The organism is Bradyrhizobium centrolobii (assembly GCF_001641635.1).
GTDB classification, from domain to species: Bacteria; Pseudomonadota; Alphaproteobacteria; order Rhizobiales; family Xanthobacteraceae; genus Bradyrhizobium; species Bradyrhizobium centrolobii.
Genome location: NZ_LUUB01000013.1, coordinates 36,662 through 60,362 on the forward strand (window position 1 = coordinate 36,662; position 23,701 = coordinate 60,362).

Below are 23,701 nucleotides of genomic sequence, written 5' to 3' on the forward strand. Positions count from 1 at the left end.
TGTTGGCGCCGCATCTGTTAGTGCCGTTCTTGGCCGGAAAGGACGGGACGCATCTTCAGCGCCATCATTGGTCTTTCTCTTTGAGATCGACCGATGCGCCGCCGCCCGCGTGATCGCCGGCGCGAAGGGCATTTGTGGCGGCTGTTGCGCCCTGCTGGATTGTTTGCGCGCGCTTGGCACGGCGTGCCCAGCTAGGTGCACCATCAGCGCCAGATGCTGACGCACTTCCGTGGGTGACATCGGACGCCGCGCTGCCGCCTCCGCCAAGCCGCGCCGCGATCGCGCGCAAGGGACTTGTCGCAGCTGAGGCTCCCGCCTCGGCCACACCGGACAGGCCGCCGGCCCGGAACGCACTGGATGTTCCGCTCGCGATTGCTGTCGCACCCCTTGCCGCAGCGCCGATTGCGCCACCCGAAATTGCTGCTCCACCTGCAGCGAGACCGGCTCCGGCGGCAACAAGTCCTCCGGCAGCGAGACCCGTGCCCACGGCGGCGCCGGCGCCGAGCTGCGGTCCGCCCGAGACGATGCCGTTGGCAATCCCTGGTCCGAAGATGCCGAGGCCCAGGAGGGACAAGGCAGCCAAAACCAGCGCCATCGCGTTCTCCACAGTCGGCTGATTGCCTCCAAAGCCGGCTGTGAACTGCCCAAACAGGGTCGATCCAATGCCGACGATGACCGCAAGCACCAGGACCTTGACGCCGGAGGAGATAACATTGCCAAGCACCCGCTCGGCGGCAAACGCGGTCTTACCGAACAGCCCAAATGGGATCAGCACAAAGCCGGCGAGCGTCGTCAGCTTGAACTCGATGAGGCTGACGAAGAGCTGGATGGCCAAGATGAAGAAGGCGAGCAGCACCACGATCCAGGCGAACAAGAGGACCGTGATCTGAACGAAATTCTCGAAGAAGCTGACATAGCCCATCAGCCCCGAAATCGAGTCGAGTATAGGCCGTCCGGCGTCAAGACCGACCTGGGCGATTTTTCCCGGCCTGAAGAAGTCCGCCGGCGAAAGGCCGCTGCCGGAGGCTTTCAGCCCAAGGCCGGCGAAACTCTCGAACACGATCCGGGCAAGGCCATTCCAATTGCCGATCAGATAGGCGAAGACGCCGACAAACAGCGTCTTCCGGACTAGCCGGTTGATGATGTCCTCATCAGCACCCCAGGACCAGAACAGGCCGGCCAGCGTGAGGTCGATCGCGGCAAGGGTGGTTGCGAGATATCCGACCTCGCCGCCAACAAGCCCGAACCCGGAATCGATGTAGCGGGTGAATGTTTCGAGGAATTGGTCAATGATGCCAGTACCGCCCATCGCTCACTCGCTCCTATCGGAAATCGGGGGAAAGCCGGACGGCAACCGGCTCTCATCCTTTCCGGGTGATGGCAGGCGGCTCTCATCCTTCCCGGGCGGAGTCGATGGCGACCGTAGTTCTGGTGCGTTGTTGCGAGAGGCGGAAGATCCGCTGCCCATGCTGAAGAATTCACGGCGCTTCTCCGCCCAGAGCTTTTGGCATTCGAGCAGAACATCTTTCTGCTCGTATCGGACCGTCCGACATTGCGCGAGCTTTGCATCCGACGGGTCAGATCCTTGCGCAATCGCCGCTGGGCCTTGGTCCTGATCTTGGTCGCCGCGCAGCCGAATCGCGCAAGCAGCAACAACCAGGACGGCAAGGGTCACCGCGACGGCCATTGGGATCCGTTCGAACCATTTCATCGACATCAGTGAAACATCCGCACGGTTCTCGGCTGATAGCCCTGCCCTTGGATAAGAAAACGCCGGAGCTGCTCCTTAGCCTGATCCTGCGCGGCCACGCGCTGAGCCTGCTCCAAGGTTTGAGCACGCCCCTGCGCGGCAATTGCTGCAGTGAGATCCGCAAGCTGTTGGTTTTGAAGTGCGAGCAGCTGATTGCCGGCTTGAGCTGCCTGCAGCGCACCGGTCGCGCCCTGGCTCGCGGTCACCAGCGCCGACATCTGGCTACGGTTCGTATCGAGATTGCCGACGACCGTCGCCTGCACGCGCATGGCGTCCTGCAAACCGGCCACAGCGTTCTGCCAGCGGGTTTGCGCGTTGGCGATCAGCGCCTGGTCTGGCTGGCTCGTGGACGCTGGTGCGTAAGTGGACGAGAACGCGCGATCGATCTCTTGGACATCGAAGGCTATGCCTTGCACCTGGCTGAGCAAGCTTTGAGTCCGCGCGATCGACTGCTCAAGCTGTTGCAATGAGGAGTATGGTAGGTTCGCCAGGTTTCTGGCCTGGTTGACCAGCATCAAGGCCTGGTTTTGCAGCGAGGTGATCTGGTTGTTGATCTGCTGCAATTCGCGCGCGGCGGTCAAAACGTTCTGCGCGTAGTTGTTGGGATCGAACATGATCCACTGTGCGCTGGCTTCTCGCGGCACCTGGATCAAGCCAGCCGCAATCAAGCTCGCTGCCACGAGCTGAGTTAAGCGTCTCATTGGAAGTTCCCTTATTTTGCAAGTTGTGGAATGAGCTCACAGGCCCAAGACAGATCACGGGCTTTGAGCCAGGCCGTCACGAAGTTCTCCCGGCCATGCTCGGCCAGGACCTGGTCAATCAGAGCCTGGTCAGGCTTGGAGGAGCTGGCAGCGAACGCGAGCGCGATCTCCCCTAGACCAAGCTCGAATAGGCGGTTGCCGCGGCGGGACTGGCAGTAGTAGTCGCGCTTGGGTATTGCGCGGGCCAGGATCTCGATCTGCCGGTCATTGAGCCCAAAGCGACGATAGATGGCCGCAATCTGCGGCTCGATCGCGCGGTCGTTGGGGAGCAGAATCCGGGTCGGACAGCTTTCGATGATCGCCGGCGCAATGGCTGAACCGTCAATGTCGGCAAGCGACTGGGTCGCAAACACGACAGAGGCATTTTTCTTGCGAAGGGTCTTGAGCCATTCGCGCAGTTGGCCGGCAAAGTGGGCATCATCCAGCGCGAGCCAGCCCTCATCGATAACGAGGAGGGTCGGCCGGCCGTCAAGGCGATCCTCAATCCGGTGGAACAGATAGGAAAGGACGGCAGGGGCAACCGCAGTCCCGATCAGCCCGTCGGTCTCGAACACCTGGACGGAGGCGCTGCCGAGGCGCTCGCTTTCCGCATCGAGCAAGCGCCCATATGTTCCGCCGATACAATAGGGCTGCAGCGCTCGCTTGATGTTGTTGGACTGAAGAAGGACCGACAGGCCCGTGAGAGTGCGCTCGGCGCTCGGCGCCGAGGCCAGCGACATCAGCGCAGACCAAATGTGCTCTCTGACCTCAGGCGTGATCTCGACCCGCTCGCGGGACAGGATTGTGGTCATCCATTCCGCCGCCCAGCCGCGCTCAGCAACTTCGTCGATTCTGGCGAGCGGCTGCAGCGCAACGAGGTCGGATGCCTCTCCGCCCGGAGCCCCACCAAGATCATGCCAGTCCCCGCCCATTGCGATCGTGGCCGCCCGGATCGAGGCACCAAAATCGAAGGCAAAGATCTGTGCCCCGGGATACCGGCGGAACTGCAGGGCCATCAGCGCCAGGAGAACGGACTTACCGGCACCGGTCGGCCCTATGAGAAGAGTGTGCCCGACATCGCCGACATGCAGGGAAAATCGAAACGGGGTCGCTCCTTCCGTCTTGCCAAAAAAGAGCGGCGGGCCCGCGAAATGATGGTCCCTTGGCTCCCCCGCCCACACGGCCGATAGCGGGATCATGTGGGCAAGGTTAAGGGTCGAGACCGGCGGCTGGCGGACATTGGCATAGACGTGTCCAGGGAGGCTGCCGAGCCAGGCCTCCACCGCATTGACGGTTTCGCTCATGCAGGTGAAGTCGCGGCCCTGGATGACTTTTTCGGCGAGCCGTAGCTTTTCGTCGGCAAGTCGCGGATTGGTATCCCAGACGATTACGGTCGCCGTGACAAAGGCCTCTCCGACCTGATCCGAGCCCAACTCCTGGAGAGCTGCGTCGGCGTCCATCGCCTTGTTGTGCGCGTCCGTATCAAGCAGAGCCGAGGCTTCGTTGGTCATCACCTCCTTCAGGATCGCCGCGATCGATTTGCGCTTGGCGAACCACTGGCGCCGGATCTTTGTGAGGAGCTTTATCGCATCGGCCTTGTCGAGCATGATCGCCCGGGTCGACCAACGATAGGGGAATGCCAGACGGTTCAGATCATCGAGGATCCCGGGCGTCGTGGCACTTGGAAATCCCACCACGGTCAGGACCCGGATGTGAGCATGGCCCAGCACCGGTTCGAGACCGCCGATTAGCAGTTGGTCGGCGAGCAAGGCATCCAGATACATAGGGATCTCGGGGACGCGGACCCGATGCCGCTTGGTCGAGATGGTGGAATGAAGGTACGTGAGCGTCGCCTCGTCATCGAGCCAGCCGCATTCCGGCATGAACCCTTCGACGAGCTGGAGGACGCGGTTGGTGCGATCGACAAAGCCGCCCAAGGCTTCTTGCGAACCCGCGCCGGTCGTCCGGTTGCCACCCTCGTAAATGAGCCGCTCCGCCATCGCGGCGCTTTCGGCCGGCGGTAGATAGAAAAAGGTCAGGTAGTAGCTCGATTCATAGTGAGCGCCCTCCTCTTCGAACTGAGCCTTGCGCTCGGCGTCGACCAGCGCAGACGCCACATCGGGAAAGGTGCTCGGAGGATACGCCCCGGCAGAATGGCGCTGGGCCTCGACGAATACCGCCCAGCCGGACCCGAGTCGGCGCAGCGCATTGTTCAAGCGGCCGGCCACGGCGACAAGTTCGGCCGGCACCGCGCTATCGAGATCGGGTCCGCGAAATCTCGCCGTACGCTGAAACGAGCCATCCTTGTTGAGGACGATCCCCTCGTCGACCAGCGCGGCCCAGGGCAGAAAATCGGCAAGACGTGTGTTGGAGCGTCGGTATTCGCCAAGATTCATCATGGGACAACTCACGTGTTCAGATGACCGGGAATGCGGACGTGCCGCCGCACCACCTCGACGAAGTCGGGATCGCGCTTGGCCGCCCAGACGGCCGCCATATGGCCGATGAACCAGAGCAGAAGTCCCGCGATCCAGAGCCGTAAGCCCAGGCCGAGCGCGGCCGCCAAGGTCCCGTTGAGGATCGCGACGGACCGCGGCGCACCGCCCATCAGGATCGGCTCTGCTAGCGCTCGATGCACGGGCGCGGCAAAACCTGCGACAGGCTCGTCCATCAGATCGTCACTCCACCGCCGAACGAGAAGAACGACAGAAAGAAGCTCGAGGCGGCAAACGCGATCGACAGCCCAAAGACGATCTGAACCAGCCGGCGAAATCCCCCGGACGTATCGCCAAATGCCAAGGACAGCCCGGTCACGATGATGACGATGACCGCGAGAATCTTAGCCCCCGGGCCTTCGACCGATTGCAGGATCTGGTTGAGCGGCTGCTCCCAGGGCATGTTCGACCCGGCGGCCCACGCCGGGAGCGCAGTGGTGCAAACAAGGGCCGCCCCCGTGATCGCAGTGATGCCCATGCTGCGAGGCGAGCGAAAGCTGCTCATGATTGATCTCCTATTGTTGAAAGGCTGTAGTCACCGGAGGGCGTAACGCCCGAAACGCGAGCAAGCTCGGCGAGGCGACGATCGCCGCCGCGGCCGACAAGAACTGCAACGACGTTGATCGTTTCGGCAATCAGCGCCCGGGGCACCGTGACCACGGCTTCCTGGATGAGCTGCTCGAGCCGGCGTAGCGCACCTAGCGCCGTGCCGGCATGGATGGTCCCGATCCCTCCGGGATGGCCTGTGCCCCAGGCCTTGAGAAGATCAAGTGCTTCGGCTCCCCGCACCTCGCCGATCGGAATACGATCGGGGCGTAGGCGAAGCGAAGAGCGTACGAGATCCGATAACGATACCACGCCGTCCCGGGTCCGCAAGGCAACGAGATTTGGCGCCCTGCATTGAAGCTCTCTTGTATCCTCGATGAGAACGACGCGGTCTGCCGTCTTGGCGACCTCGGCGAGAAGGGCATTCGTCAGGGTGGTTTTGCCCGTCGAGGTGCCGCCTGCGACCAGGATGTTAGCGCGAGAGGCAACAGCAGCCCGGAGCGCGCCGGCCTGCTGAGTGGTCATGATACCGGAGGCGACATAGTCCTCGAGCGTGAACACAGCCACGGCCGGCTTGCGGATCGCGAATGCCGGAGCGGCAACGACCGGCGGCAGGAGACCTTCAAATCGTTCCCCGCTTTCCGGCAGTTCGGCCGAGACGCGGGGCGCACCCGCATGAACCTCCGCGCCGACGTGGTGAGCAACGAGCCGAATGATCCGTTCGCCGTCGGAGGCGGACAGGCTTTCGCCGGTATCAGTCAAGCCGACCGAGAGCCGATCGACCCATAGTCGACCATCTGGATTGAGCATTACCTCTACGATTGACGGCTCTTCCAGAAAGCGTGCGATCGCGGGACCAAGCGCAGTACGCAGCATGCGCGCGCCGCGCGAGATCACCTCCGGTTGATACGACTTGATTGTCATCGATGCCCCAACAGCTGAGGCCCTCGAAGGCCTCGGATGGGGATGATCTAAAAAGCGGGACCTCGATCATGCAACGAGGCGTGGCCAACGATCGTAGACTGGCGTACGAAAAGAAAATCTGCAGCGATTGTTAGCCTATAGGCGTTCGGTACGGTTCATCTGCTCGAATCGCCATCATCCTGACTTCTTCGTTTAGCTAGCGAGCTTTTCGATGATCCCACTGACGAGCTCCGCGAGTTCGATGGCTTCGGGATTTTGTCTCCAGACATCGCCTACCATGCTCCCCCCGATCGTCGTGATTTGCTCGACGTATCCTTTTCGCCCTTTGAAGCACAGATCCTGTCGCTCGAGCTGTTTGGTACCGACAATCGCTATGCCGAACTGACCGGGGGCGAAGAGCCAAACGAACGCAATCGTTCACGAGTTCGCCGAGACGATGAACGCGCGCAATGGCAAGCCAGAGCATGAAAACGGCGAGGGAGTGGGGAAGACGCGCCAAAGGGATCGCTAGAAGAGGACGGTCGGGTTCTATCTCGATGCCCTTTTCGTGTTACCTGATCGACATAAATCGCGCACATGGCGTCGCCAGCCAATTCGGGCACATTGCCAACATCGTCGATCGCGAAAGGCCGACGATCTGTCTGCTCGTGCAGCGCCTCTCCGGCGTATGTGGTCACTGAGTGATCGTCGACCGCTGGAGAAAATTGCCGATAGCATCCAGATCTGGTTCGAGACTGAGGCGACCAATGGTTTCGATGTCACGCCGGCATGGATACCCGGCCGTTGCGCTCTCTTTGCCGTGCAACTCGTTTCGAGCTTGCACAAAAGCGGCCTGTTCCGTCGTAACCAAGCCGACACGACACTGCCCGAGCAATACGAGCCGAGCCGCTCGGCGAGCATCTTCGCCAGCTCAAGGCAGGCGATCGCGTGATCACCTGACTCGCTTGCATTGCCGGCGTCTCGCCGGACGTGATTGACCTTGGCGTTGCGACCGTCTTTCGATGGCGGCAGGTCGGACTTAGCTAGCCTTTTTGCCCGCAGCCCCTTTTGGCTCTCTTGAGAGTTGCCTTGGCTTCAGTGTGTCGACGACCCATGCCGTCTAGCTCAGTTGCAATTTATCCACGGTTAGCAGAGACCTCGTCATACTGCGACTGCGTCTTTAGCGACCTTGAGCGGTGACGCTTTAACCGATTTGCTGGCCGGCTTGGCCGCGAATTCCATCGGCTCCTTCGTGAAGGGATTAACTCCGCTGCGGGCTTCAGTCGCGGGTCTGTTCACGACCGACATCTTGACGAAGCCGGGAATGACGAACTCACCGGACTGATTCAACTCCTTGTAACCAACAGTCGCAAGTTGCTCGATGACGGCCTTTACGCCAGATTTGGAAACCTCCGTTCCTTCAGCAATCGCGTCAATCAGCTGATTCTTGGTCATCTTGGCCATGATGGATTCCCTTGAGAGGCGCAGAACCGTCTGGAATACATAAACTACGCCGATTTGCTATTCATCATCGGCCGGAAAGAACACACGAATTGCTTCCCGTTCACGTCGAGATCACGAGGTGACGGGCTTAAAACCCATCGGAAACCAAAAGACAAGGATCGGTTCGACGCGTGCAACATCGTGCCTGCGTCTTCCACCAGGCGGGTTCGATCGACGACTGTCTTCCACAATCACCTGATCGAGACCGGTAGCGCGCCGCCACTGGATGATTAGAGGGCGCGTACCGCGCTCGGACCGCGGCCCGCCTCGGTCGCGGCGGCTTAGGCAAGCCTGCCATCACCATGCCGGCGCCAGCAGATGACGAAAATCTCGCCTTTGCCTATGGGGAAGCCCAAGGCGTCGATCTGAACTTTAGAGGGCGCCTGCAATGGTTCATTTGCAAGATCGTGCCAGGATGTGGTGAAGAAGCAACCTTAATGTTGTTCCCGCGGGCGATAGCTCACTTGAGACTCCACAAATGCCGATGAGCAAGCCACCTGGGGCCGGCGTCGGGGCTGTGCCGATAGCTATGCACTATTGGCCAGTAGGTGTCCATCACTGCCTCCCAGCTGTCATATTTGACGCAGCCAAGTGTAGCCATCGGTCATAATTTTGCGATGACCTTCGCGCGGATCGACTCGGAGATCATAGGCGCGAGCGCGTTCGGCGATCTTCGGGTCGCGGACTGGCTGATGAGGCTCACGCACTCGTTCAAGCGCCATTGTCCACGAGCGTCGCCATTGTCCAGTAGCGAGTTCGCAAAGCTTCCGAGCGCGGCCAGATCTGTGTCAGCCAGCGCACCGGGCTTTCTTCTGATCCCAATCACGTTCCGGGTTGTTGCGGACACGTCCGAGTTTGGCGATGCTATTCGTTACCGACAACCCGCTATTCCGGCAGCTCGGCTGGTCCAGGTACAGACTTAACAACGTTTCAGCCGGCCCTTTCTTTGGAGGCCTAACAAAGCACAGCGCTTGGCGAGCTTGAACGCCGCAGCCATGCTGTTGGCGAACCTGGGGAACGTTCAGCGAGACGTCTCGCATCTCGAGCATCCATAGCTCGCTGGCAGTTCGCGGCCCGTTCGCACGATGGGCGCTTTGACTGTGAAGCAACCAACCCTGGTAGGTGCGTACGGGGCTTCCTCGCAATATAGCTTGGCGGCGCTCACCATCGCTGCGACTGGTGGTTCGCTTTGTAGGCGAGGCTGGCCGCTGAAATTAGCGGCCCGCGATAGGGCAGTGCTCGTCACAGACAGGTGGAGCGTCAATGGCCCAGGCAACGGACGGCGCCCACTCTGCTGACGCTACGGGCTGCCAATAGCGGCACGAACGTGGCCGCCGGGAGGATTCATGCTTCGCAGGACATTCAGTGTTAGCGTGCTCGCTGCCGTCATGATTCCGAAACGAGCTCTGGCTCAACTTTCCGCTGCCTCTCCGGGCGCCATTCCCGCCGCCTCGGAGGATACACGGCTGAACGACTTCTTCGAGCAAGCCTCGCTGGCGCGGCTTCGCCTGAGCCCGGAAACGATGACCTGGCGCGGGATGAAGGAGCGCTATGGCGAGCTCGGCGACTATACCGAAGCCTTCCAGCACAAGGTGATGGCGCTGCTTAACGACCAGCTCGTCCGCATGAAGTGCGATTTCGACCGCGAGAAACTAAGCGACAGAGCCAAGCTTTCCTACGACCTGTTCGACAAGACCGTCGAAAGGGAGCGCACCAGTATTCGTTGGTACTGGCAGAGCTATGCCGTAACCTCCAACGGCGGCCCGCTGGATGCCGTGCCGTTGCTTATGATCAACGGCCACCGGATCGACACGGTAGCGGACGCCGAGGCCTACGTCGCCCGCCTGCGCGCCGTGGAGCGGGTGGCAGGCGAAGTATCCGCCGACCTCGACGAGCGGACAGCGAAGGGCTTCCTGCCGCCATCTTTCATCTTCGCCCAGGTGCTCTCGGATACGCAGAACCAGCTCAAAGGCGCGCCCTTCGACGCTGGCCCTGACCATCCCGTCTTTGCCGACTTCAAGATGAAGCTCGTGGCCTTGAAAACAGATCCTGCGGTCAAGGCCAAGCTGCAGGCTGCGGCCGAAGCCGCCCTGAAAGGTCCATGGCGGCACGGCTATAAGCGCTACATCGCCTCGCTGCAGGCGATGGCGGACAAGGCCAGTGGCAGGAATGGCGTCTGGGTCCTTCCCAATGGCGCCGCTTATTACGCGGACATGCTCAGGCTTCAGACCACCACTGACCTCACACCTGAACAGGTGCATCGGACCGGGCTTTCCGAAGTCGCCCGCCTTCGCGCCGAGATCGAACAGCTCAAGAGCAAGATCGGCTTCGCGGATTCATTGGAGGCGTTCTTCGACCATGTGAGAACCGATCCGCGGTTCCAGTATCCCAATACGGCCGCGGGTAAGGCGCAGTGCCTAGCCGACGGACGAAAGATCATCGCCAACTACATGACGTTCGCTCGCACGCAATTTCACAGACTGCCCAGGTTGCGGCTTGAAGTCCGGGCTATCGAGCCATTCCGCGAAAAGAGCGCATCGGCGGTGCCCACCTATCAGCCGGGCGCGCCTGAGGGTTCGCGGCCGGGTATCGTCTACTTCAACTTGTCCGACATGACCCAGGTGCTGAAGCCGCAGATTCCTGCGTCCTGCTTCCATGAAGGCGCGCCGGGCCATCATTTCCAGATCGCGCGGGCGCTGGAGCAGACCGACCTACCGACGTTCCGACGCAACGCGTCCTTCACCGCATATACGGAAGGCTGGGCCGTGTACTGCGAGAAGCTAGCCAAGGAAGCCGGCATGTATCAGGATCCCTACGACGACTTTGGCCGCGTAGCTTTCGAGCTCTGGCGCGCCGTGCGGTTGGTGGTCGACACCGGTATCCATGCCCAGCGGTGGAACCGCGACCAGGTCGTCGACTACTTGAGGAAGAACACCCTGAACACGGAACGGGATATCCACGCCGAAGTCGATCGCTATTTCACCCACCCCGGCCAAGCCTGCGCCTACAAGATCGGGCAACTGAAGATCTCTTCACTTCGGCAACAAGCGGAGGCGAAGCTGGGCAGGACGTTCGACATTCGAGATTTCCACGAAACTGTGCTGGCCGCCGGCAGTCTACCTTTGGACATGCTGGAAACCGAGGTCAGAGCCTACATCGCCCGCAAGGCTTAGTCGCTGGGTTCACGCATGCGCACCGAAAAATGCTACGCCCGTGTAGTCACATTGTTCGGGGTGAGCGCATTAAGTGTACCCTTCAGGAGGTCGCGGGCAAATTGATCGCGGATTCGGGCTCCGAGCCGCTTGGTGAGAGGGTTGCCAGGTATGAATGGGCCGGCCGGATCAGGTGCATGTTTCATGCTTCCGTGGGAATTTCGTGTGAAGGCACCCGATCGATCCGTTCCGAAAGACGAGGCCAGCCACTTACCTTCCGATGCGTGACAACAACGCAGCTCAAGATCGGAAACAAACCGACTGGTTGGCAATTGGACCCGATTGGCGGGCGTGCCCTCGGACGCCCCCAGTGCACCCAGCGAGGCTCGCCTCGTGGCGAATTCCAGGCAGCCGAATTCACGCGGATCGGCAAAGGGCGGTCGCGAGATCTGGATCGAAGCATCCTACATTCCGGTGCTCGATGGCAGCGGCAAGACGGTGAAGGCCGTCAAGATCGCGACCAACATTGCGGCGAAGAAGATCCGCAGCTTACCTGATCGATCAAATCTCTCCGGATTGATAAGCACGAGGCGTCAGTCCAGATCGACAGCCGCGGCCCCGACGTCCTTGAACCGAGTCGCCAATGGTCGCCTTGAACGGCAGACTCGCGATGGGCCCTACGCCGGAAATAGTCATTCAACGCTTGCAAACATCGTCCTATGAAGAACGTGCATGGCCCGCGACCGTTCAGCCGTGGGCTCCTTTGGTCCACAACAGACCGTCCGACCATATGTGTTCAACGCGTCCCCACCGGCAGGCCGAGGCCGCATCGGGGAAGAACCCTCGTCCAGGGAGGTTGGCGCTGGTATTGCAAAGGAGAGGAAGCCCCGTGAGTTTTTCATACTCGACGAGAAGCTCCGCGATCTTATGCGGGGAGGTTCTGGCAATGGTCTGCAATCGTGCCGATCCGTCGAGATGTACAATGGCGGGGATTTTGTCTCGCCATTCTGCCCGTGTTTCGTGGTCGAACAGCATGTAAGGATCGGGCTTTCCCGGACTGAAAAACTCCCCCGCCCGATCCTCCAGGCATACCGGCGCCACTGGCCGGAAGTGTTCACGAAGCTTGATGTCGTTGAGATGATCCTTCATTCCCGGCGATGTTGCGGTTGCAAGAATGCTTCGGCCACCCAATGCCCGTGGTCCGAGCTCGGCGCGGCCGGCGAACACGACGGGCTTGTTGCCCGCAAGAATCCTGGCAAGTTCATGGAGGCTGTACGGTACAGCATTCCATTCGCTCGGCATGTCGCCACGCTGCAGGGCTGGCCCACTATCGATTGACCACTCCAGCGGCACGAAGCCTTTATCTGCCGCCATTCCGGCGCAAGCGGCACCTATTGCCGACCCACTGTCATTCGGAAAGGGCGGCACCCAGACAGCATCGAATAGACCGCTCGCACGTAATGCACTGTTCCATTTGATATTGAGACCGCAGCCGCCGGCTATACACAAATTGCGCGCTCCTGGAAAATCCGTCTGCCGCTGCAAAACGCTCGTCATCTCCAGGATGAGGAGACGCTCGAGGAAACCATGAAACGATGCAAGCGCATCTTCCGGTCGCTTGGCCTTCAGCTGTAGGGCACTTGCGCGGAAGAATTCGTGGATGGCCGCAAGTGAGGAGTCGAAGCTGCTCTCGGCATGGTAGTGACGCATGAGCTCCGCGTCGGCCGCAAGACGCTCCTCGTAGAGGTTTCGGAACACAGTTATGATGTCTTCATCGGTAGACCCAAGCGCAATATAGGCCATGAGCTTGCCTGCAACGCCGAGATCGTCCCAGCTGGAGCGGTTCGTATAAGGCCCGAAGTGATCGGCCGCGGTCGCGTAGACCTGACCTATCAGCGGAAACAGGCATTCGACGAACCGCGCGCCGCCGGGGTCGATATAATAGAGACGCGGAAAAATGATGCCGTCCCAGATCAGGCAGAATGCGGGCTGTCCGGCTTTGGCAAATGGGCTGGTGCAGTATGCCGAAGTCAAATGGCCTGTGACGTGCGGATAGCTTCTATAAGGAAAGGACCGGCCGTCGAGAACCAGGCCACAGCCGTCGTGTGAAACGAGGAGGCCTTCGGGATGACGTTCGACATACGACGCCCATTCGAGAGTGACAGGTTCGGCGCCACTGACGAGCCGAAGGCCGTCTCTCCACCACGCGCCGTCGATGACGAAACAATCGATATCGTGCGGATCGAGGCCGTGCTCCGCCAAGTCGACAACAACTGCGTCGAAATTGTCGATCGCTTGATAGCGTCGATTGTTGCCCCGCTTCTCCTGCTCGACACAAAAGATTAGCCGTTCATCCTCGATAACAGCGATTGCTCCATCATGACCCAGTTTGATGCCGCAGATGCGCATTTGGCCTCCATATTGAATTTCATTTATTCGAGAATGAATGGGCCGCTCAAAGCCGGCGTAAGCGGTCTTGGTTGATGCGCAACCTGGCAGAGACGCGCGCGAAGTCTCCGCCGTCAATTGATCGAACATGAGCATCAGGCCTTAGACTGACCGACCATCACGAACACGCAAGGGCCGCCAGTTCGAACGAAGCGCGTGCAGTCAAACCCCCATTAGTCAGCATAGTTGCAGTCACCGCACCGCGCTCACCGAGCATCGCCAAGTAGCCGTTGACTCGCGAGCGTACAATCTGACGCCGCGTACGATTCAACCGCTTCGAGCGCGAACCACGCATAGGATAATTGCAGGACCACAGCCTCGGTTAGGCCACGTTGCTTGCTAGATTTGAGGCAGCGTCACCAGCTTCCAGGTGACGCAGGGGCGGACTCGGCGTATTCCGATCCAGGCGTCGGTGCCGCCCCGCTTTACCTTCCGAGCAATCAGCATGACGACGAAATCGCATGCTCTGGCGGACGCGGCCGCCGTCTCATTTCTCTTGAGCGGACGCGCCATCCGCGCCTAAACACTGCTGAGCGGATGTTTCAGCCACTTTGATTGTTGCCGCGTCCTCTACGCGCAGCATCTGCTCGCATTTTCGACTCGCGTGCGACAGGGGGACAATCGAACAACGTTCTGATGGCGAGGCAAATACCGCCATTTGAAGCAGCGCCCTTATCCTTTGAAGAAGGCATTAACGCTGACGGCCACGATAGGCGATGACTGAACGAGCCGCCTGAAGTCCAATCGCTGGGGATGCAACAGGACCGGCAGGGAGATTGCCGAGCTCTGCATCGAAGCTCATGCTCGACCCCTACCGGAAGATACAAACAGAATGCGTGATATGCGAACGGCTTGCCGATCATACCTTGATTTGGCGGCGGGTGAAGTAACACGCCCTTGGGGAAAACGCCTGCGCGGCGGATAAGCAGCGAGGTAAAGGAGCCCCCGCCCAGGGGCAGAGGCTCTCGAGGACCTATTGGAGGTGACGAGAATCGCTATTTGACAGCTACCGGCGCGACAACCACAGGCGGGTGAACGTGTAGTTGAGCCGCGCGGTCACGAGATCGACATCCTGATGGATGCGATCATTCGCGGGACCTGTAGCCGTGGTAAAAATTCACCGTCCTGCATGAACAAGTGGTCATACTCAACGGCAACCGACCAGTTCGGTGCGAACATGAATTCCACGCCAGCGCCTACTGCACCGCCCCAAGTAATTTCCCCAGCTCTTGCCAACGGCGCGCCGGTGAGACTGGAATTGATCTCGCAGATGTTGCTCGTCAGCGCGAGGCCGCCTTTGGCGTAAATAAGCACGTCATTGTCGAAGGCATACCCGACCTGGCCCGTGATCATACCGAATCCATCGACCTTGGTTCGAATGCAGTCGGTTGGCAGCGCAATGCTGACATTGGAGCCGCTGAGATTCGCCCAATTGCCTTGGCCTTCGAAGCCAACAAGGGCGTGACCGTATTGCCATCGATACCCGAGCTGCCCACCGACCGTGCCGCCATTTGCATGATGGCAGCCCTCTGAACTGATGCCACCGAAATCCCAGCAGTTTTGGCTCGAAGCCCAACCGGTATTGATGCCGGCATAAAAACCGCCCCATTCGTTCACCTGGGTTGCGACCGGCGATGGCGCCTGAATGTAGGCCGGCTGCGAAGCTAGATCCGCACTGAGTGCGGGCGCCGCCGCGCTAAGCGCAACGATGGTCGCAGCGGCAAGCAACAAGTTGTTCATTTCGAGCTTCACCCCATTAAGACGATACAGTCGTTCGCTACTACCAGCGTCGACGCGAATTGCTGTACCTGGCGGGCAACATTTAGTTTTTGAGGATTGGCTTGAATCTCACGTTGCGTAGCGTTGCAGGCGAATCGTGAGCAGCGTTATGTAATTGCGCGCATCTGAATGCGAGCCTGCGCACGTTCAATAGAAGCTACGATCAAGCTTGCATATCAAACGGGCAAGCCAGGAACGCAGCTAGCAGGCGCGTCCGGTCCTTCGAATCTCGTTTTCCATTGCTAGCCAGAAGAGCCCCCTTCGGACTTCGACTGACACGCCGTTGAGGGAGGAACGCGGATGCAATCGCTAAGTGCATTCCCTGCGATACAGACGAATCTGTCAACGAGCTGCGCTCAATGAATCCGAGGCTGTATCTTGCACGGAACGCTAACGGCCGCTGCTCTGCATTTCACTCGATGATAGCGGGACCGTTGATCGTTAGATGGTCAGAGTGCGCCTCGCGAAAGCCTAACGTCGCTGGCGCACCGTCGAAACAGACAACGGGGGCGGCAACTTCCTCTACGTGTTAAAGAGGCGCATCTCACCTTCACGGGTAAGTCCAACGGTGAAATTACCGTCGGTAAGTGAAGACTTTCTCGCGCCCGCTACGGCCCTCGATACGGTTCGATCCGTGCAGCGCTGTCATAGGAAGGGCACGACGAAAGCGATTCTGCCCGCGGGCCGCGACCGACACCGCGGGCGGGCTGATAGGCCCTTTTGCCTACAAGGCGAGATTCAGGTTTCGTTTGTGAGCGCGAAGCCACGGCCGTTTAGACCTTGTTCTTGAGTATGATTCCAACGGCAGCTGGAACAGCCACGCTTAACACCAAGATCCCGACAAGTCCGGCTACAAGCCCCCAAAACCCGCCAGTAGTCGCCGATGCTTCTTCAGGCGTTAGTTCCGTCACAGCGTAGGCTGACATATCGGTCTTCATTGTTGTCTCCTTTTCTCAGTCGAGCCGGTCGGCATGCTGCCACCCAGCAAAAGAGAGAACTCAAGTGCCGTGCCAATTGCGCAGGAGCGATCCCGGAAAGTCCGATGTGCATTCTATTCAACGGCTTACCTGAAAATGCGGCGGACGCCGGCCGGGCATCATCGTGTCTGGGACGCGACAAACTCGACAAAGGCAACGCAATATATCTCGGGGAGAACAGCAACGGGTAGATCGTGCAGGTCCAGAACGATGAAGAAGTCGCAACTTGGTGAGACCACATGGATGCGGCTGAATGGACTTGCCGCTCGCGCACTCTGTACGCGAACGCGTGGATGCTGCCAGTCGTACAATCTCCTTCTGAGGCGGTCGCCCGATCTTTGCATTGACGCCTCATCCGCAAGCGGTTTCGAAGCAAGATCGCCGCAGGGCAAGAGAAAAACAGCTTCGTGGCCGCGGTTCCTCCGGACGGACCTTCATCTTAGCTGCCGCCGCCGACAATCTGGTGCGGCTTCGCTCGCTGATAGCGTGAATTTTTCGATCGTTTGATGGTCAAAGTGGCCGGGCTTCGCGAACGCCCTTGCGGGCTGGCGGATTGTCGAAACAGACAAGCAACAACTTTCTAGATCTTCAAAGAGGCGGATTTTACCTCTACGGGTAAGTCCGACGGTCAAATGCCTTGGGTGCGTTGAGGGACTTTCTCGCGCCCGCTACGGCGCTCGAGACGGCTCGATCTGGTGCAGCGCGCTCATGGGAAGGGCACGACGAAAGCGGCCCTATCCGCGGCCGCGGATCGGTTTTTGACCGGCTCCGCCGGCGGGCTGCTTACGCACAGTGGCGCAATTCAGGCTTCGTTTGTCAGCGCGAAGCCAAGGCCGTTCAGGCCTTGTTCCAGGGGATCATTGTAGCAGCAACTGGAACGGCTGCCCCTAGCACCAGGAGTTCGACAATTCCCGCTACAAGCCCCCAAAGCACCCCGCCCGAAGTCGCCGATGCTTCTTCAGGCGCTAATTCTGTGACACCATAGGCTGACATATCGGTCTTCATTGTTGACTCCTTTTCTCAGTGGTGCCGGTCGGCAGTTGCTGCCGCCGCGCAAGAGAGACACTCAAGAGCCGCGCCAAACGCGCAGGAAGAGTCGCGAGAAAGTCCGTTCTGCATTCTATTTAGCAGCTTAACTGACGATGCTGCGGGCGCGCCGGCCGAGCATCACCCGTGTCTCCGACGTTACAAAAGGGACAACGCAAGGTACGTCCTAGAAGCGGCACCGAGTAGATCGTGCGGGTTCTTACGTGCGGATTTTTCGATGTGCGTACCATGAGGAGGGAATAAAACGCGCTGATGCCACTCGCGTTACCACTCGTCTTCCTCCTCCACCTGGTGCACAGCAGTCTCCGGGGGTGGCATGAGTGCCTCAATCAAGGATGGGTCGATCGTCGGTGTGCTGCGGGAGCGCTTGACGCTCCACCTGCCCAATATACCCAGCCACGGCATCAAAAACCAAGCTAACGCCAGGCACTGCACAGCAACGGCGAATGCGAACGCCACCTGGTAGGCGATCGCGGGATAGTGGCCATTCTGAGTGGACCATTGCTCCAGGATCAGCCCGGTGCCGTATTGGACGACGAAACACCACCCGAAATGAACAACATTCAAGCCCGCATTTGCTCTGGCGGCGAACTCGCGCGGGAAATATTCCGCGATGATCGCATAGCTGAGGACGGTTGCCGCACCAACGACCGAGATGACGAGCCATGACAATTGCGATGGTAGCGGTACGCGGAAGACCAGCGCAAGCTCGGCGCCCATGAATAGCACCGTCACTGCGACGAACAGTCCTTCTGACCCGATCCCACGCCTCCGCAGCCGGTCAGCCAGGGTGCCAAGCAGCAGAGCTCCGGCGCAGACTCCCAGCGCCATGATGAAGAGCTGTGTGATCAAAGACTCGCGGGTAAGCCCTTCAACATCCTTCAACCAAGGCGCCGCCCACAAGGCCTGCAACGACCAGGCCGATCCGACGCAGCTTGCGGAAAGTGGCGCGATTCGCCAGAAACGCCTGTCCGTGTAGATGGCTCTTAGCTTTAGGGGGCTCAGCCTGGTCTCCTGTGGCCGCATCGCTTCAGGAACCGCCCAGAAGATCAGAAGGGCCGCAGCGAACGTCGCAAGGGCTAAGATTTCGAACAGCTGACGCCATCCGGTGTATTCTAGTAGCCACTCAGCGGGCGTCGTTGCGGTTACCGCACCGAGCGCCCCGAGCGTGATCATGTAGCCATTGATGAGCGCCACGCGCTCTCTTGGAAACCAAGTGACAATAGCCTTCATCCCGGATAGGGCTGCACCCGACACACCGAGACCGATCAACGCGCGCGCGATCAGAAGCTCCACCAAGCCCGTCGCCGCTCCGAACAGAGCCGCCCCACAGCCGGCAATCAACAGAAGCACACTCTGGACGCGGCGTGGGCCAAAACGATCCAGCAGCGTTCCAACGGGAAGCTGGGCCCCGGCGAAGACCAGGAAATAGACCGATGTCAAAAGGCCAAGGTTGGCGGCATCAAGACCCAGATCGGATGACAGCTGCCCGGAAATCACTGTGTTGATCGTCCGGAACACATAGGACAGGTAGTAACCCGCGGCAAACGGGAGAAAAACACAAGCGATGAGGCGCAGAATCGGAAATCCGCGCGCAGCATCGGAATCCGACCGCTTGCGGATGACGCGGCCGCTTGCTTCTCGCGCACCGCCCGCCTGGCCTCCGGCCAATTCAGCAGAACGCGTTTGGCAGATGTTGAAAGTTACGATTGCTGCCGCCCTCCTCGGCGGCAGCAATCGTGTCAGCGGTTTCCACTGTATTATTGACCGACGCACTATCCCGGACTGCATCAGACGAAGCCGGCGAAGCAATTTCGGTTGTGCCAGCACAGACCCGTTCGTTCTCGATGCGGTCGATTGTCTCCCGTATCAAGGGGCGCCGCAGGCTCACACGCCGATTGACCTGTTCGGCCAGGGCTTCGAATCGATCTCGCCCCAATGCACACGCTTGAGGCTGTTGTGATTGTGGCATCGCAGGTGTGACGGTCAGGTGATAGCGGGCATGCAACGCAACCGTCTCAGCGATGATGCGGACCTCGTCATCGAGATGCTCAAGCCGGCTGTTGATCCGGTCGAGCGTCTCATAGATCAGACCTTCAATCGGGGGCGCAGGATCGAGGAAGCGCTCAAGAGCGGCCTCCACAACACTGCTCTTGCCAACTCCGGGCCGTTCGGTTGCAGCTTCGAGGCGCTCGAAGATTTGTTCGGTAAGTTGAACGCTGATCTTTCGTGTTACCGAAGAGCTTTGCCGCGCTCTCGGGCCCGCCACATTGGATCGTTCCAAAGTTGGTCCGTTCGCTTCATCTCGTTGTGTCTCAAAGCTCATGCTCGGCTCGTCCTCGGAGGCAAAGGTCCGACGCACGCGTGAGCGAGCACGCGGCGCGAGATCGGTTGCAAATGACAGTGATTGGCCCACTGAAGATGCGAGGAGACAAAGGGCAGGATGACTGCTGCTTCAATTGCGCGAAGACCGGAAGCGTAGTCTGGCGTAGTGAAAGAAAGAAACGACGATGATGATCCCCTGCGCTGGACTTGTCCTGCCCTTCACGGCGACCTCACGTCCGCGCGAAGCACTTTCCCGACCTCGACGCTCCGCGCCAAGCGGCATGCGGTTTTGACGACGGCCTCATGCCACTGGCGCGCCTTCGTATGACGTGCTGAATGCGCCCTTTCCGGCAGGGGCAGCACCTCCGTGATCTTGCGCAGGCCGAATGGCGCTAGCGCATCGCGCAGACAGTCACGGTCTCGCCGTTCAACCGCCACACATCACGGGTGGACGGCAGAGATCGACTCTGGGCACGGCGCTGCGCTCAACGGTCGTTCCGTCCATTAACGCTTTCAGCCACCAACGTCTGGAACTTTGGTCTGCAGTATAAGAACATGATCGGCAAACGGGATTGACGCGAACTTGCGCGCCCCGTATGCGGCGATGGGTCCAACATAGGCGTTGCCGTCGTGACCAGCGCCGCTTGTTTGCGCTCTGTCGTTAAGCACGCGGAACTTGACGCCGCGTATGGCTCAAGCTTTCGAGGCGATACACGCATAAGATGGTTGGAGGAGCTGCGGCCCGGGTTAGGCACGCTGCTTGCAACGTTCTAAACAGCATCACCGATCTCTCCCGGGTGATGTAGGGGCGGATTCGGCGTATCACCGGTCCAGGGCGTCGTTCCGCCCCGCTTTTACTGTCTGATATCGAGAGGCAAGAGGCCAGGTAAGAATCGCATGATGAGACCACCACCGCTGTAGTCTCGTCGGCTTTCGGTCTCGGCGGTCTTGTACCTAGAATGATTCGCACGCGAGCGCGTACGCTTGCCGGAGCCAGCATCTCCAGATTGGGACAGATCCAAGGACATTCCAGCCTGCTTGCATGAGACCCGGGAATCCCGTTGTGCCACATCTGTGGAGCCCACTTCCCCCTTCCCGGCCTCTTCCCGGCTCGCCGCTGGCGAGCGCAAGCCGAATAGTGGCACGAGCCCGGTCGGCGCGCGCGAGTTGCGGCTCTTGGCGAATACCGGCGCTCGAGAGGGCGCCTGACTTGGGCGCGTTGCGGCTCGAAATTCCGGAGACCTTTTTGTGCTTTGGCAGCTGCTTCTACCCAGGCGGAGCCGGGCCGGCGCCAGCAGACGCATGTGGGATTTCAAAGGCCAACGGAAAGGCAGCTGCTGCCAGGGCTTCGAAAGCACGGCGCTCTTCAGACAAGCGCCGCTCGAAATATTGGCGCTCGTGGTCTGCCAGCTGAGTTTTGAGTAGACGACGATAGCGGTGGATCTGGTTACGATGACTGCGCAGGGCAGCCAACTCATCGCTGATGGGCATCGATTTTCTCCCGCCAAATTTGGCGTGTTCCGTCGGTCGGTACACCAATGAGATCCGTGCCAAATCCTGGCCAACATTCCGGGCACGTTCCCAGTCTGGCCCTACCTGATTGAGTAGTGTGCTCCGCCTACCGGAGGACGGCGGAGGCGCCAACTTGCTCTCACGACTGGCCTCAAAACCTGGAGTGAGCTCGATCTGAGCTGCGATTCGGCCAGTCCCCGTGGGCCCCGCCGTATGGCGCGTCACAGTGTGGACGATCACGTCGAATTCCGACAGGCGCGTGGTCGCATTTGCCACAACGCGACACGAGCTTCGAAGTGCCGCGGAGCTGTCGGCGGCAAGGGAATGACCCTGGAGGCCTCGACGTTGTCCGTCTCATTGCGGGGTCAGCTGTGGCGTGAGATGGCCCCGAGGCTCGTCCGTTCTCGCAATGAGCTTTGGATGCGGCTCGCGGAGCCTCAGAATGCAGCAGACTTACGGCGTCGTCATGGCCGGTTGGAGAGGCGTGGTGCGGCTAGTTTTGCACACCACGGCCGCGGATAGATCAGGCAAGGCGGTTACAGNCCGCCAGTGCCCGGGGCGAGATACTGCCGTTCGATGTTGTTGCCCTCGGTGCACTTGTCGTTGTCGTGATAGACATTCTTCGAATACGGCTTGGTCGAATGGAACGGAGGCACTTTAGCCATGGTCAATCTTTCCTAATAAAAGCGTGCTGAATCACGCGCGCACGTCTCGCCACACGATCATAGCCATCCGTCGATGTCGATTATTGCAAAGCATCCCCACATCGACGCCGAAATTCCGCGCCCGATCGCGATCTTTCGATGGATTTCACCGACGAGCTTCTGTCAAGCGCGGGGGACAACTGGTTATGAGCGATGTTATCGACGTCAGCGGCGCCAAGGAGATCCGGTCGCTCGCAAGAGCCCCGACGATTGAGCACGCTGTCGAATTCGGCTCGCGCGGGATTGTTCGTTCTTGCTGTCGCGGCGCATTCGAATCCTACATTCCGCGAGTTGTTGGTATGACACCGGAGCAAGCACGAGCGTTGTTTTTCCGGCCCTTTGCACCCACGGGCGAATCAACACACATTTGCGCCTGTCCAGTGCCAGTGAATGAGCCACGAAGAAAGACGCAGTCTGATTCGCTTTTTCCGCCGAACTATATTTGACAAAATCCGAAATTTGACTACGACTGGCGACCAGTCACAACCTTTCGTTCATTTTCATGTCGATCCTTAAATCGGTTCAATCGCAATGGCTCGGCGATGTTGAGCGCGCCTTGAAATTCGCTCAGGATGAGGTCGGAGAAAGTGCCGCCTCAACCAGAAATGCGCTCTTCGCGCTTTGGCTCGTCGTCGACAAGGCTCCATCGCACATCCGCGATCTCTATCGTCAGTTTGAGGAGGATGATCTCGCAAATGCAGCTGCGGGCCTCACGGCCAAGGATCTCTTCAAGGACCCGCCGCTTGCGGTCGGCTCAAGTGCCGAACGTAAGAAACTTCTGTTCGCTTTGGCGGTTCATATTCGCGTTCTCGAAGCGATGTTGCATGAGGTCGCCGGCGAGGACCCCGTTCGCCATGAAAGCCAGTGCCTGGCAAAATATGAGGACGATGAAGCGTTCATCCTTCTGAGAAATCCGCGGCACCGCGTAGCGGTGACAAAGCAGTCGTTCCGTCGCCGAGGACTGCGCCATTCCAGGATTTTTCCGCGCCGGATCAAGGAGCATCGCGTCACGTTGGTTCTCTATGACGATCCGCGCGGGCGAAACCGAGCGCAGTCGCAGCGCGAAGTGAATTTCGGGACCGGTCTTTTCAAAGGCTTGAAGTTCGACTTGGGCCACGATGATGGTGGCTTTTTTGTCCGAGGCGTTGAAGTCCGCGATCAGATCTTAACGATCAGGGACCACATCGCCGCAGCCTCGCGCTCGCAATGCCACGGCGTTATCTATCCTGAGCTGACCATTGCGAGCGAGACGCTACAGGAGATCTGCAGAGGTATTGGAGAAGGTGACTGGCTTTGCAACGTCAGTCTCGTGGTCGCCGGTTCGCGGCATGAGGAGATCAACTCGCAGCGATTCAATATCTGCTCGGTCCTGAGCGGATATGGCGAGGAGGTTGCACAGCACCGGAAGCTGTTTCAGTTCACAGATGGATCAAGTGAGCCAGAGTCCATCGAGCTGGGAGACGAGCTTCAGGTTCTGGTGCTGCCCGACGCAATCTTCGCGTTCGGGATCTGCCTGGATTTCTGTAACACCAGCGAAGACCCGCCCTATGCCGACCTGGACGTCGATTATGTGCTCGTGCCGTCTTGTGGAAACGAGCGCACGATGCTCGGCCATATCCAGCGCTCCGCCGAATACATGGAGAAGCAGAAAACCCGGACGCTGGTGGTCCAGCAATTCTACGCCGAGGCCCCTCCCCCTGATGCTCCCCTTGGGTATGTGCTGGCCAGGTGCGACGGTCAGGCGCTCCTCGCAACCGAGCTTGAAAGGCGGGAAAGCTGGGGGATTTACATCATTTGAAAACATTTTACATATAGACGGG

19 protein-coding genes and 1 pseudogene are annotated in these 23,701 nt (G+C 59.7%); 5 read left to right on the plus strand and 15 right to left on the minus strand.

Going from position 1 to position 23,701, the window contains the following annotated elements:
- Nucleotides 1-64: 64 nt before the first annotated feature.
- The 7 genes from trbL to trbB are packed head-to-tail and all read right to left on the minus strand — an operon-like array spanning nt 65 to nt 6,455.
- Complete coding sequence (gene trbL / locus AYJ54_RS01315; RefSeq protein WP_063696087.1) at nt 65-1,309, minus strand: P-type conjugative transfer protein TrbL; 1,245 nt, start codon at nt 1,307-1,309, stop codon at nt 65-67.
- A 3-nt stretch (nt 1,310-1,312) separates the two neighbouring features.
- Nucleotides 1,313-1,717 (minus strand): putative entry exclusion protein TrbK-alt, encoded by a 405-nt coding sequence (trbK-alt, locus tag AYJ54_RS46535; protein ID WP_082905412.1) that lies wholly within the window; start codon nt 1,715-1,717, stop codon nt 1,313-1,315.
- Nucleotides 1,717-2,451, minus strand: coding sequence for a P-type conjugative transfer protein TrbJ (gene trbJ, locus AYJ54_RS01325; protein WP_063696089.1), 735 nt, complete (start codon nt 2,449-2,451; stop codon nt 1,717-1,719). The genes trbK-alt and trbJ overlap by 1 nt, the downstream gene beginning before the upstream one ends.
- Nucleotides 2,452-2,462: 11 nt before the next feature.
- On the minus strand, nt 2,463-4,889 hold the full coding sequence (gene trbE / locus AYJ54_RS01330) for a conjugal transfer protein TrbE (protein WP_063696090.1): 2,427 nt from the start codon (nt 4,887-4,889) through the stop codon (nt 2,463-2,465).
- Nucleotides 4,890-4,897: 8 nt separating this feature from the next.
- A complete protein-coding gene (locus tag AYJ54_RS01335; protein ID WP_063696091.1) occupies nt 4,898-5,161 on the minus strand; it encodes a VirB3 family type IV secretion system protein in 264 nt (87 codons plus the stop codon).
- Entirely contained in the window at nt 5,161-5,463 is a 303-nt protein-coding gene (locus tag AYJ54_RS01340; RefSeq protein WP_063696092.1) for a TrbC/VirB2 family type IV secretion system protein, read from the minus strand. The genes AYJ54_RS01335 and AYJ54_RS01340 overlap by 1 nt, the downstream gene beginning before the upstream one ends.
- Nucleotides 5,464-5,486: 23 nt before the next feature.
- A complete protein-coding gene (gene trbB, locus AYJ54_RS01345) occupies nt 5,487-6,455 on the minus strand; it encodes a P-type conjugative transfer ATPase TrbB (RefSeq protein ID WP_063696093.1) in 969 nt (322 codons plus the stop codon).
- Between the two features lie 255 nt (nt 6,456-6,710).
- Here trbB and AYJ54_RS48755 point away from each other — a divergent pair, with 255 nt between their 5' ends.
- Together AYJ54_RS48755 and AYJ54_RS50480 are read left to right on the plus strand one after the other, a co-directional pair.
- Nucleotides 6,711-6,923, plus strand: a complete 213-nt coding sequence (locus AYJ54_RS48755) for a hypothetical protein (RefSeq protein ID WP_136623354.1) — start codon at nt 6,711-6,713, stop codon at nt 6,921-6,923.
- A 199-nt stretch (nt 6,924-7,122) separates the two neighbouring features.
- Complete coding sequence (locus AYJ54_RS50480; RefSeq protein ID WP_063696094.1) at nt 7,123-7,386, plus strand: hypothetical protein; 264 nt, start codon at nt 7,123-7,125, stop codon at nt 7,384-7,386.
- Nucleotides 7,387-7,595: 209 nt separating this feature from the next.
- Here the strand turns inward: AYJ54_RS50480 and AYJ54_RS01355 are convergent, their stop codons facing one another.
- Complete coding sequence (locus AYJ54_RS01355) at nt 7,596-7,898, minus strand: HU family DNA-binding protein (RefSeq protein ID WP_063696095.1); 303 nt, start codon at nt 7,896-7,898, stop codon at nt 7,596-7,598.
- A 1,385-nt stretch (nt 7,899-9,283) separates the two neighbouring features.
- Between AYJ54_RS01355 and AYJ54_RS01365 the strand changes: the two genes are divergently transcribed.
- Complete coding sequence (locus tag AYJ54_RS01365) at nt 9,284-11,110, plus strand: DUF885 domain-containing protein (RefSeq protein ID WP_063696097.1); 1,827 nt, start codon at nt 9,284-9,286, stop codon at nt 11,108-11,110.
- A gap of 371 nt (nt 11,111-11,481) precedes the next feature.
- Nucleotides 11,482-11,668: pseudogene (locus tag AYJ54_RS53835) on the plus strand (histidine kinase); the annotation flags it as partial.
- Between the two features lie 168 nt (nt 11,669-11,836).
- Here the strand turns inward: AYJ54_RS53835 and nodU are convergent.
- The 7 genes from nodU to AYJ54_RS46545 form a co-directional block, all read right to left on the minus strand.
- Nucleotides 11,837-13,498 carry a nodulation protein NodU gene (gene nodU, locus AYJ54_RS01375; protein WP_063696099.1) on the minus strand — a complete coding sequence of 554 codons (1,662 nt, stop codon included), beginning with the start codon at nt 13,496-13,498 and terminating at the stop codon, nt 11,837-11,839.
- Between the two features lie 1,095 nt (nt 13,499-14,593).
- On the minus strand, nt 14,594-15,277 hold the full coding sequence (locus AYJ54_RS01380) for an outer membrane protein (RefSeq protein ID WP_347337198.1): 684 nt from the start codon (nt 15,275-15,277) through the stop codon (nt 14,594-14,596).
- 812 nt (nt 15,278-16,089) lie between these two features.
- On the minus strand, nt 16,090-16,254 hold the full coding sequence (locus AYJ54_RS50485) for a hypothetical protein (protein WP_161491789.1): 165 nt from the start codon (nt 16,252-16,254) through the stop codon (nt 16,090-16,092).
- Nucleotides 16,255-17,130: 876 nt separating this feature from the next.
- Nucleotides 17,131-17,298, minus strand: coding sequence for a hypothetical protein (locus tag AYJ54_RS50490; protein ID WP_161491790.1), 168 nt, complete (start codon nt 17,296-17,298; stop codon nt 17,131-17,133).
- Nucleotides 17,299-17,604: 306 nt separating this feature from the next.
- Nucleotides 17,605-19,077 (minus strand): MFS transporter, encoded by a 1,473-nt coding sequence (locus AYJ54_RS01385; RefSeq protein ID WP_430641380.1) that lies wholly within the window; start codon nt 19,075-19,077, stop codon nt 17,605-17,607.
- Complete coding sequence (locus AYJ54_RS46540; protein WP_082905418.1) at nt 19,013-19,666, minus strand: hypothetical protein; 654 nt, start codon at nt 19,664-19,666, stop codon at nt 19,013-19,015. Before AYJ54_RS46540 ends, AYJ54_RS01385 begins: the two co-directional genes overlap by 65 nt.
- Nucleotides 19,667-20,931: 1,265 nt before the next feature.
- Complete coding sequence (locus AYJ54_RS46545; protein ID WP_082905413.1) at nt 20,932-21,156, minus strand: hypothetical protein; 225 nt, start codon at nt 21,154-21,156, stop codon at nt 20,932-20,934.
- A gap of 1,227 nt (nt 21,157-22,383) precedes the next feature.
- Here AYJ54_RS46545 and AYJ54_RS01395 point away from each other — a divergent pair.
- A complete protein-coding gene (locus tag AYJ54_RS01395; protein ID WP_063696101.1) occupies nt 22,384-23,679 on the plus strand; it encodes a hypothetical protein in 1,296 nt (431 codons plus the stop codon).
- Nucleotides 23,680-23,701 lie beyond the last annotated feature (22 nt).

Coding starts and splice junctions, on each gene's coding strand:
- AYJ54_RS01355 (WP_063696095.1), bottom strand. CDS start 7,898: ATGGCCAAGATGACCAAGAATCAGCTGATTGACGCGATTGCTGAAGGA.
- trbL (WP_063696087.1), bottom strand. CDS start 1,309: ATGGGCGGTACTGGCATCATTGACCAATTCCTCGAAACATTCACCCGC.
- AYJ54_RS46545 (WP_082905413.1), bottom strand. CDS start 21,156: ATGCCCATCAGCGATGAGTTGGCTGCCCTGCGCAGTCATCGTAACCAG.
- trbE (WP_063696090.1), bottom strand. CDS start 4,889: ATGATGAATCTTGGCGAATACCGACGCTCCAACACACGTCTTGCCGAT.
- AYJ54_RS50485 (WP_161491789.1), bottom strand. CDS start 16,254: ATGAAGACCGATATGTCAGCCTACGCTGTGACGGAACTAACGCCTGAA.
- AYJ54_RS50490 (WP_161491790.1), bottom strand. CDS start 17,298: ATGAAGACCGATATGTCAGCCTATGGTGTCACAGAATTAGCGCCTGAA.
- AYJ54_RS01365 (WP_063696097.1), top strand. CDS start 9,284: ATGCTTCGCAGGACATTCAGTGTTAGCGTGCTCGCTGCCGTCATGATT.
- AYJ54_RS50480 (WP_063696094.1), top strand. CDS start 7,123: ATGTGGTCACTGAGTGATCGTCGACCGCTGGAGAAAATTGCCGATAGC.
- AYJ54_RS01395 (WP_063696101.1), top strand. CDS start 22,384: ATGTCGATCCTTAAATCGGTTCAATCGCAATGGCTCGGCGATGTTGAG.
- AYJ54_RS01340 (WP_063696092.1), bottom strand. CDS start 5,463: ATGGGCATCACTGCGATCACGGGGGCGGCCCTTGTTTGCACCACTGCG.
- AYJ54_RS46540 (WP_082905418.1), bottom strand. CDS start 19,666: ATGAGCTTTGAGACACAACGAGATGAAGCGAACGGACCAACTTTGGAA.
- AYJ54_RS01335 (WP_063696091.1), bottom strand. CDS start 5,161: ATGGACGAGCCTGTCGCAGGTTTTGCCGCGCCCGTGCATCGAGCGCTA.
- AYJ54_RS01380 (WP_347337198.1), bottom strand. CDS start 15,277: ATGAACAACTTGTTGCTTGCCGCTGCGACCATCGTTGCGCTTAGCGCG.
- trbJ (WP_063696089.1), bottom strand. CDS start 2,451: ATGAGACGCTTAACTCAGCTCGTGGCAGCGAGCTTGATTGCGGCTGGC.
- trbK-alt (WP_082905412.1), bottom strand. CDS start 1,717: ATGTCGATGAAATGGTTCGAACGGATCCCAATGGCCGTCGCGGTGACC.
- nodU (WP_063696099.1), bottom strand. CDS start 13,498: ATGCGCATCTGCGGCATCAAACTGGGTCATGATGGAGCAATCGCTGTT.
- trbB (WP_063696093.1), bottom strand. CDS start 6,455: ATGACAATCAAGTCGTATCAACCGGAGGTGATCTCGCGCGGCGCGCGC.